This is a genomic window from Williamsia muralis NBRC 105860 (assembly GCF_001598915.1).
Classification (GTDB): Bacteria; Actinomycetota; Actinomycetes; order Mycobacteriales; family Mycobacteriaceae; genus Williamsia; species Williamsia muralis.
In genome coordinates, this window is the sequence record NZ_BDAP01000019.1 from 1 (window position 1) to 2,400 (window position 2,400).

The following is a 2,400-nucleotide window of genomic DNA, read 5'->3' on the forward strand; positions in this document are numbered from 1 at the left end:
TGACGGCGCTCATTGAAATTCCCCAGTAACGCTCACTGAAATTCCCCACCCGTGTGGCACCGCCAACGAGGGCGGGTCTCCCTCGATGCTGATGGTCTCTGACCACTCATCAGCTACTCGAAGGAGACCCGCTTTCTCATGCTTACATGGGAGGACGATATGGAAGTACACGCCCTGCACAAACGAGGGTTGACGATCTCGGCGATCGCCCGCCACACCGGCCGAGACCGCAAAACGGTCCGCGCCTATCTCAACGGCACCCGCTCGCCCGGCGAGCGGGCGCGCAGCGCCGTCGATGCGTTCGAGGTGTTCGTCGCCTACATCACCGCACGCTTGATCGACGACCCACATTTATGGGCCCGAACGTTGTGCGATGAGCTCGAAGACCTCGGCTACACCCAGTCCTATCAAACGCTGACCCGCCAAATCCGCGCTCGGAACCTGCGCCCGGTCTGCCCGCAATGTCAGACCGCGACCAGCCGACCGAACGCGATCATCGACCACCCTGCGGGTGAAGAGACGCAATGGGATTGGGTGGACCTACCGGACCCACCGCCGTCGTGGGGCTGGGGTAAGACTGCGCATCTGCTGGTTGGGTCGCTGGCCCACTCGGGGCGTTGGCGGGGCTTCCTGGCCGCCGATATGACCCAGCCGACGTTGATCGCCGGCCTCGACCGGGTCACCCGCCAGCATGGCGGCCTCACGAAGGTGTGGCGGTTCGACCGGATGGCCACGGTCTGCCATCCCGATTCGGGTTCGGTGACAGCATCTTTCGCAGGCGTGGCCAAGTACTACGGAGTCAGTGTCGCGATCTGCCCGCCCCGGCGCGGGAACCGCAAAGGCGTCGTGGAGGCAGCCAACCGGGTCGCCGCCCAGCGGTGGTGGCGGACCCTGGGCGATGACGTCACCGCCGAGCAAGCCCAGAAGAGTCTGGACACGTTCTGCACCCGCCGAGGAGACACCCGCGTCCGGGTCACCGCTGACGGAAGGTCCACCGTCGCAACAGTTGCCGATCGTGAACCCCTAGCATCGCTGCCGAGTGCACCCTATCCGGCGATGATGACCGAGACCCGGAAGGTGAACCGGCAGGCGTTGGTGGCGTGGAAAGGCAATCAGTATTCGGTGCCGCCGGAGCTCGCGATGGGCGAGGTGACCGTAACCCATCAGCTCGGCGACGCCCACATCGATATCGCCACCGCCGGCGGGATCGTCGTCGCCCGCCACCGCCTCGCCGCTGAGGGGTCGGGGGTGATGGTCCGCGATCACGGCCACGTCCATGCGCTGAACACCGAGGCGATGGCCACGGCCAACACCGGTGGACCTCCGCACCGCCGCAAACAACGGATCCCACCCGGCAAGAGCGCGCTCGCTGCTGCAGATCTATTGCTGAACAACAACTCCCACACGGTAGCCACGGCCGACGAGTCTGCCACCGTGATCGACATGAGCGCTTATGAGCGCGCCGCACAGAACAGGACCACGCTGCGATGACCCGCACCAAAACAACAACCACCACCAACGCGGTGCCTGAGCCGGCGACGCAAGCTGAGATCTCGGTCTACCAGCAACTGCGGCACCACCTGGCGGTGCTCAAACTCCACGCCGCCGCGGAGGCCTTACCGGGGATGCTCGAGCGGGCACAGGGCGAGGGGTGGTCGATGACCAGCACCCTCGAACAACTCCTGGCCGTAGAAGTCGAAGAGAACCAGGCCCGGCGCCTGGCCGGCCGGTTGCGGTTCGCGAGCCTGCCCACCCCAGCCACCCTGGACGGGTTCGACTACGACGCCGCTCCCGGCGTGGACCGCCAGCTGATCGCCGAACTCGGCACCTGCGGATACCTCGAATCAGCGACAAACGTCCTGCTCATGGGTCCGCCAGGCACAGGAAAGACACATCTGGCGGTCGGGCTTGCCCGAGCGGCGGTGCACGCCGGGTACCGCACCTACGTCACCACCGCTGCCGATCTGGCGGCCCGCTGCCACAAAGCGGCTATCGAAGGCAGGTGGGCCACCTGCATGCGGTTCTATGCCGGGCCGACACTCTTGGTGATTGATGAGCTGGGGTATCTGCCGTTGCCTGCCGAGGCTGCCTCTGCGTTGTTTCAGGTTGTGGCACAACGATATTTGAAGACGTCGATCGTGATCACCACCAACCGCAGCATCTCCGAATGGGGCGAAGTCCTCGGCGACACGACCGTCGCAGCGGCCATGCTCGATCGGCTCCTGCATCGCTCGGTAGTCCTCAAACTCGACGGCGATTCCTATCGCCTGCGAGACCACCACGCCCGATCAGAAAACCACCGCACCGCCGCCGGAACCATCCGCCGGCCGCTACAGTAGACCCACCTCACGGGTGGGGAATTTCGATGAGCACCACTGGGGAATTTTCCTGAGCCCCGTC

General features: G+C 65.2%; 2 protein-coding genes. Both read left to right on the top strand.

All coding sequences use genetic code 11. The features are described 5' to 3' along the window. The first annotated feature begins 138 nt into the window (after nt 1-138). Nucleotides 139-1,491, top strand: a complete 1,353-nt coding sequence (locus WIMU1_RS25665; protein ID WP_023955293.1) for a Mu transposase domain-containing protein — start codon at nt 139-141, stop codon at nt 1,489-1,491. Next, on the top strand, nt 1,488-2,339 hold the full coding sequence (gene istB, locus WIMU1_RS25670) for an IS21-like element helper ATPase IstB (protein ID WP_023955291.1): 852 nt from the start codon (nt 1,488-1,490) through the stop codon (nt 2,337-2,339). The genes WIMU1_RS25665 and istB overlap by 4 nt, the downstream gene beginning before the upstream one ends. The last annotated feature ends 61 nt before the right edge of the window (nt 2,340-2,400 follow it).